This window comes from Aerosakkonema funiforme FACHB-1375 (genome assembly GCF_014696265.1).
In the GTDB taxonomy this organism is placed as follows: Bacteria; Cyanobacteriota; Cyanobacteriia; order Cyanobacteriales; family Aerosakkonemataceae; genus Aerosakkonema; species Aerosakkonema funiforme_A.
Genome location: NZ_JACJPW010000075.1, coordinates 35,968 through 42,870, shown reverse-complemented (window position 1 = coordinate 42,870; position 6,903 = coordinate 35,968). Strand labels below are relative to the sequence as shown.

The following is a 6,903-nucleotide window of genomic DNA, read 5'->3' as shown; positions in this document are numbered from 1 at the left end:
TGTCAATTTTTACAATACATTTGTACTATCCGTGGGTAGCGATCGCACTCCTGCAAGTGCCTTAACAAAAGTTCATACAGTGTCGATTACTTTTGTCCGACTACTTAAGGCGTGACCTATTCCCCCCAACATGGCATGATAAGGCCAAATAATCAAGGGATATTTGCCGCCGTCGCTGAGTTTATCGACGTAATGGGAGGCGTGGCGCATCAATCCCAGGTAATTGCCACCCGCTACGCTGTGTGCGATCGCAGGATTCACTTTCCAAACACCTTTTTGCACATCATCTAAAGAGATAATCGTCATCGGCGCTGGGTGTTCGCCTGCATCGTTCACCCAAAACAGCGAATGGAAAATTTGCATCGCTGTGTGGGTGTCCATTGTCGGGTAAATCGCCGTAATTAAACCCAAGTTGCGATAGATAAATTCGCACAAACGCACGTTATCGTCAACCGCACCCGTACCGGAACGACCCCCAACAAATAATTCAAATTTGGGAATGCAAAAGGTATTTTGGGCATCGATTACCATCAGACAAATGCGAGTTTTATCTTTAGCTGCGGGTGGAATGTTGTGCTTTTTCGCCCAAGCTTGAGCATCGTGCGATCGCTCTTCGTACAAAACGCGCCAGACTTCTCCAACTTTTTTGGCATCGAAGTGGGGAGGAATCGGTAATTGTTTGGTTGTTTGCGTACTCATAGTAATTCAGGATTCTAGATATCGGAAAAAGAAACTTCAGGTAATCTTCAGCATGAAAATTTGCTGTGCTTTCACAACATACAGTCCTTGCTGACTGGCAAATAGTTGACTATTAGCATCAACGAAAGGTTCTGTATCTGGGAATTCTTTAGTTTGGACAATTTGACCGTTTTGCGGTGCAACGCGGACAATACCATCATCCGTAGCTGCTAGTAAAAAGTTGCCAGCCGCAAATTTTCCGTGCAATGTAGAAAGCCAGGAATTATCTCCAGCTTTAGCCATAGCAGATGCTTCAATCGAACCATCCGGACGAATAATGTAAACATAATTGATAGTTTGACCTTGTTCTTGAGTGGAAATAAAGAACCAGCAACGGTCAGCAGTAAAAGTGCAATTAGCATCTATTAACTGTCCGGTAAATGAAGGAATTTTGACCGTATCGTTGATGCCGCGTTTGTTGGCATCGAAGACAAAAGCAACATTCAAATTACCCGCACGGTAGAAGCCAAAACCGAAGTTAGAACCAACCCAAAAGTGAGTTTGTTCGGCTAAGACATCGCCAATATATTCCGAACTTAACTGACCATCTCGCAATAATTGACCGCCGTATGTCCAGTAACGGTTAGTTTCATTTACATCAAAGGTTTCTACAGCTAAACGAGTGGGAGATTTACCTGGTGTTAGGGTGATGACTTGTCCTTGTTTGCCGATTAAAGTGGATTTACCTTGAATACGAAATTGCAAGTGCGGGTCTAAGTCACCGCTGAGAACAACTGTACCGTCTTCGCGTTTAAATTCGCCTTTTTCATAGTATAACCAACATAATTTATCTCCTGACAATGCGGTAAATAAAATAATCCCTTCTGTACTGAAAATTCGGGTAGCTGTGACTGTACCTCGAACGACGATCGGTTTGGGAAGCGAAGGTGCTGGGATTGTTTGGCTACAGTTGGGACAGGTATTTCTGGCGTGTTCTGTGCCGCAGTTAATGCAGGTTGTCCATTGCAGGTTGTCGAGGAGCGATCGCGCAAATTCACCTCTCTTATCTTGTTCAAATACTTGATAAAAATAATGCAGTAAATCATCTGGCAGAACTTTGTAAGGTATGGCTGGTTTGGGATACTTAACTTCTGGATTAAATATGCTAATTCCCTGTAGCGATCGCGCTTCGTGAGGAATCCGTTTAGACGGGTCTTTTGGTCGGTAAACGCCGCCGTAAGGGTCAACAAATAGGAGGGACTGCATTAGCATGACGCTGAAAGCATACCAATCCGAATCGTTTGCATAATTTTCAACTAGGTCGGGTTTTAAAGATTGGCGATCGCACAACAGCGGATCGACAAACCGAGTCGTAAATACCCGACAGGGAAACGAGACAAACTGGAAAGAATCAGCATCAATTAAATAAGCTTCTTTCTGCTTAATTAAAACATTCAAATCGTTGAAATCGCCAATTACTACTCCTGCTAGATGAATACCTGCAACAGTTGTATGTAAATCTCGGAATATTTCGACAACAATTTGGTTGGCAATTCCCGATTGACGGAAGGTGCGATCGCTATATTTTAATAAAACTTCCGCACCAGCAACCATTTCCATTGTGTATCCCAAAATTTTCATTCCCAGCGCATCAGTTACCAACTCTTGCGGACAAATAACTCGCTTCGGTAAGTTGTTAGGAAACAGACGCAACTTAAACTGATGTTCGTCTAAGCGTTCTTGTGCTGTGCGTTGTTGCTGGGAATTATTCTGATAATCGGGATGATTCGCTTGCTTAAATAGCTTCAGTGCTTTACCGTTGCCAATATTGTACACATCTGCTTCGCCGCCTTTGCCGATCGCTTTGTTAGGCTTGAGACGGATTTTTTTGTTGTTGATGTAGACATCCATTTGCAGAAAGGTATGGCTAGGGGCTAGTGACTAGGGGCTAGGGACTAGGGGAAAAAGAAGGTAGAATCAAGGATTTCGCAGATAGGTTATTAGTCATTACTAACAACTTGTTTTCGTCGCATCACGAGTAAGGTTGTGTCATCTGGTAATAAGCCTCCTTGTTTAACTAGGCTGCGTTCTGACCAGTTGGGGTAAGTTACTTCGCGATTAATTAGGGATAACCTGCGTCGGATATTGTCAGAATTGCTAAAATAGCGATCTTCTCTCCAAAATTGACTAATTTCTCCCACTCTTTCTGACTTTCCTGGCAAGTCGATCGATGCAGATTTAATCAGATCCGAAACTCCATCTGTACCGATTAAAATCGATTCCACTTCGCTCATAGGTAGAGTGCGATGTACTTGAAATTGCCAACTTTGATTTACCTCATCTAAAATACCGTATCCTAGATAAGGTGGTGCATTGTTGGCAAATGGCCCCAACTGCACTACTTCACCGTTAATCGCAAATATTCCATCTCCTATGGCAAAGATAAACGCTCCTTCTGGTACGATTAATGTTCCGACAACTGTAAACAGAAAATAATCATTTACGATGTCAGCTAAATTATCGCCAAATCCTTGGGCGAGATTTTTCAATTGCATCAGCACTTTAGAGTGGATATCTTGCCAAAATCCTTCGCGATATGGCAAAGAACGGCTTATGGTTTCTACCAGCAACCTCGCCCCAATTTTTGCTCCCACTTCGCTGTGCTGACCGCTACCGCACCCATCGCAAACAACAGCAATTAAGTTCGTACCTTGTGAATTGATACTGTAATATCCATCTTGGTTGTTTTTGCCAAGCCGCTGATGTTCTGTACCTTTTACAGAACCAGCCGCTAATTCAAATTGCTCTTGCATGGCTGTTAGTGTTACCTATACACTAAGTTAGTGTACAAAAAACACGATGTCAACCCCCTTTACAAATCGAAATGTCTTATAGCTACGAATTCCCCAGACCCGCGCTGACCGTGGATTGCGCGATTTTTGGTTTAGACAAAGAGTCGATGCAGCTTCAGTTGATGCTGATTCAGAGGAACCTTCCCCCTTTTCTGGGTATGTGGGCCCTACCGGGGGGGTTTGTCCGCATGGATGAATCGTTGGAAGAAGCCGCGAGGCGGGAATTACGGGAGGAAACGGGCATAGATTCGGTATATTTGGAGCAATTGTACACATTTGGGGATGTGGGGCGAGATCCGCGCGATCGCATCGTCACCGTCGCCTACTACGCGCTGGTAAACTCGTGCGAACACTCCCTCAACGCCACCACAGATGCTAGCGAAGCCGCTTGGTTTCCCGTCACTCAATTACCGCCATTAGCCTTTGACCATTCGCGCATTTTCGAGGTAGCTTTAACTCGATTGAAAGGCAAAGTTCGCTATCAACCAATTGGATTTGAATTGTTGCCCAAAAAATTTACCCTTACTCAGTTGCAAAGACTCTATGAAATTATCTTAGGAACCGATCTAGATAAACGCAATTTTCGCAAAAAAATCCTCAATATGAATTTGTTAGTCCAACTCGATGAAACTCAGAAAGATGTGTCTCATCGAGCCGCCAGACTCTATCAATTTGACGAACAAAAATATCTGCAACTCAAACAAATGGGATTCAACTTTGAAATTTAAAATTGTAGTTTTGTTAGAATGATCTGAGATTACTATACGAAAGGTGGGTATGTTTGCCGTTGTATCACCCGAAAAACTTCACCTCTCAGCCGGAACGGTAGTGCGATCGATCGCCACTTGGCAAGAATATCAAGCACTATGTCAGCAGCGGGGGGATGGCTCCATTCCTCGTATCAAATATCGTTCTGGAGAAGTCTTATTAATGTCACCATTGCCCAGACATGGACGAGATGCTCACTTGATTGCAAATGTCATCACAACGCTACTGGATTGTGCAGAACAGGAATACGATGCTTTTACACCCGTAACTATGCAACTCCCAGAGGAAAGTGGCATCGAACCAGATTATTCCTTTTATATTGACAATTGGCAAGCAGTTTCAGGCAAGGAGCGAATTGACTGGGCGAACGATCCGCCACCCGATTTGGTCTTGGAAATTGATGTGACCAGTTATTCCGATGTGAATGATTATCTGCCATATCGAGTGCCTGAAGTTTGGTTGTTTCGCAACAAAAAGCTATTAGTTTATCAGTTACAGGGTGATGAATATATCGAGCTAGATAAAAGCCGATATTTTCCCAACATTAACATTCAGGATATTATTACTCAATGTCTTCAAGTTGCCTACGAACGGAATACAAGTGCAGCGATTCGGGATTTGAAGCAGCAGTTGAGCAACTAGAGAGCGGCGGATGTAGGAAAAACAAGAAAATTTAATCAGTTCCGTAGGTTGGGTTTCCTAATGTCAACCCAACACCCATCTCAACAAAATTTTGGTTTCGATATCTCTTCACCCAACCTACAATACCTAAGAAACTTGTCTTAATCGCCTCAAACGCTGCTCTCGAATATTTTTTTCTAACAACTCAATTACTTCTTGTAATTCCAAACCTGCCAACTCCATATCCTGACAAGCGCGATGGGCAGTTTCAATTGTCTGCTTAACCTTTTGTGGAGCGGGTAAAATTGGTGTTTCGCTCATAATAAATTCCAATCAGTAATTCCGTAGGTTGGGTTGACGTTAGGAAACTCAACTCTATCTAAGCACAAGTTGGGTTTCGATATCTCTCAACCCAACCTACAATTTCTTAACTTGATTACCCTAACTCTTCTTGAGAGACCTATTAACCGGATTCATCCAAGTTTCCAAGAAACCAAAAGCACGCGATGATAACAATGTCAAAGCCAGATAAATTACAGCAACAGTGGCAAAAATTTCAAAAGAACGATAATTATTTGCGATAATCAACCTTCCCTCTTGCAATAGCTCTTGATAACCGATTACCGATGCCAAGCTAGTATCTTTAAGCAAGGTGATAAATTCATTTGCTAGCGGTGGTAACATCCGCCGCAATGCTTGGGGAAAAATCACATAACGCATAGTTTCTACCGCTCCCAAACCAAGCGACTGGGCGGCTTCTGTTTGTCCTTTTTCAATAGATTGGATACCGCCTCGAACAATCTCAGCAATATAAGCAGCGCTATTAAGACTCAGCGCCGTTACTGCGGCGACAAAAGGACTCAAACTAAACTGGATACCAAATCCTTGCAATAAAGTAGGTATGCCAAAGTAAATCATGAGAATTTGTACCAATAACGGCGTACCTCTTAAAAAGTCTATATAAGCTATGGTTGCCCAACGCAATGGAGTTGCTGGAGAAAGGCGGGCAATGCCAATCAACGAACCGCCGATCATTCCCAAAATGCCGCACAATATGGTTAGATATAACGTGACTACCACTCCCTTCAATAACGTGGGCAGGGCGCTTAAAATGATGGCAATAACATTAACTGAATTAGTCGATTGCTCGATACTTGTGCTTTCAGGGAGTTGGGGGGGTTGGGCGTTAAACCATTTGCGATAAATTTGTTCGTAAGTGCCATTATTTAGGATAGCTGTCAATCCCCTGTTGATATCATCTAGATTGGGAGAACCTTTAGCGGTGGGGATGCCGTAGTATTCTTCTGTGAGCAATTGGGATGTAACTTTTAGTCCTTTGAGATTGTTTTCTTTGATAGCATAGAGAGTGACTGGCGCATCGTTGATGACCGCATCTACATTACCGTTGAGCAATTCTTGAAGAGACAAAGGCGCGTTATCGAAAGTACGAATTTTAGCACCGGGGATTTTCTTAGCTTCTAAAGCGCCAGTAGTACCGATTTGCACGGCTACGCGCTTGTTTTGCAGACTTTCTAAAGATGTGATATCTTGGTTGTCTGATTTAACTGCGATCGCTAACCCAGCTTTGAAATAAGGTCGCGAAAAATCTACCGCTTGTTGACGTTCGGCGGTAATAGTAATTCCACTCACCGCCGCATCTACTGTTTTCGCCTGCAATGCGGGGATAATACCGTCAAATTGCATACTTTGAAATTGCACCTGGAAGCCAGCAGCTTTGCCAATTTCTTTGAGTAAATCAATATCAAAACCCACTAACTCCCCGTTGCTTCCCTGAAACTCAAAGGGCGGAAAAGCTGGTTCTGTGGCAATTTTAAGGGTTTTTTGGGCTTTGGCGGGACTGCCGATGAAAAGGGAAACGCATAAAATTGACAAAAACAAGCTGAGAAGCAAAGCCCAGCCGAGCTTACGAAATTGAAATAATCTGTGCATTTGCGATACCTTAAAATAAACTAAGTAGAAATAT

6 protein-coding genes and 1 pseudogene are annotated in these 6,903 nt (G+C 43.1%); 2 read left to right on the top strand and 5 right to left on the bottom strand.

The features are described 5' to 3' along the window. Positions 1–99: 99 nt before the first annotated feature. The 3 genes and pseudogenes from H6G03_RS24885 to H6G03_RS24875 form a co-directional block, all read right to left on the bottom strand. Positions 100–699 (bottom strand): annotated as a pseudogene (locus tag H6G03_RS24885) (isochorismatase); the annotation flags it as partial. 36 nt (positions 700–735) lie between these two features. Further along, positions 736–2,589: a hypothetical protein gene (locus tag H6G03_RS24880; RefSeq protein WP_190470165.1), complete on the bottom strand. Its 1,854-nt coding sequence runs from the start codon at positions 2,587–2,589 to the stop codon at positions 736–738. A gap of 89 nt (positions 2,590–2,678) precedes the next feature. Further along, on the bottom strand, positions 2,679–3,491 hold the full coding sequence (locus H6G03_RS24875) for a protein phosphatase 2C domain-containing protein (protein WP_190470162.1): 813 nt from the start codon (positions 3,489–3,491) through the stop codon (positions 2,679–2,681). Positions 3,492–3,562: 71 nt separating this feature from the next. Here H6G03_RS24875 and H6G03_RS24870 point away from each other — a divergent pair, with 71 nt between their 5' ends. After that, the gene (locus tag H6G03_RS24870; RefSeq protein WP_190470159.1) at positions 3,563–4,258 is read left to right on the top strand and encodes an NUDIX hydrolase; all 696 of its coding nucleotides are present in this window, start codon (positions 3,563–3,565) and stop codon (positions 4,256–4,258) included. Between the two features lie 49 nt (positions 4,259–4,307). Then, a complete protein-coding gene (locus tag H6G03_RS24865) occupies positions 4,308–4,940 on the top strand; it encodes a Uma2 family endonuclease (protein ID WP_190470157.1) in 633 nt (210 codons plus the stop codon). Positions 4,941–5,066: 126 nt separating this feature from the next. Here the strand turns inward: H6G03_RS24865 and H6G03_RS24860 are convergent, their stop codons facing one another. Then, positions 5,067–5,240 (bottom strand): hypothetical protein, encoded by a 174-nt coding sequence (locus H6G03_RS24860; protein WP_190470154.1) that lies wholly within the window; start codon positions 5,238–5,240, stop codon positions 5,067–5,069. Positions 5,241–5,360: 120 nt separating this feature from the next. Then, complete coding sequence (locus H6G03_RS24855) at positions 5,361–6,869, bottom strand: ABC transporter permease subunit (protein WP_190470151.1); 1,509 nt, start codon at positions 6,867–6,869, stop codon at positions 5,361–5,363. Positions 6,870–6,903 lie beyond the last annotated feature (34 nt).